Annotated in this window: 1 protein-coding gene; it reads left to right on the forward strand. The window is 62.3% G+C overall.

Annotated elements, in window-relative coordinates; all coding sequences use genetic code 11:
* Positions 1-21 precede the first annotated feature (21 nt).
* Positions 22-273 (forward strand): ribosomal protein uS4 family protein (locus AC0CH3_RS17810; protein ID WP_465238126.1); only part of this gene is annotated, 252 nt, incomplete at its 3' end.

Here is a 273-nt window from a genome sequence, read left to right on the forward strand (position 1 = left end):
TGCATTTGCAAAGGTTTTATCATGTCGCAGCGTCAAAGCGCGAAGTACAAACTCGAGCGCCGTATGGGCGAGAACCTCTGGGGCCGTCCCAAGTCGCCGGTCAACAAGCGCGAATACGGCCCGGGCCAGCACGGCCAGCGCCGCACGGGCAAGGTCCGCGATTTCGGTATCCAGCTGCGCGCCAAGCAGAAGCTCAAGGGCTATTACGGCGACGTGACCGAGACGCAGTTCCGCGCGTGCTACCATGAGGCGGCTCGTCGGAAGGGTGATCAC

The organism is Sphingomonas sp. AC449 (genome assembly GCF_979253475.1).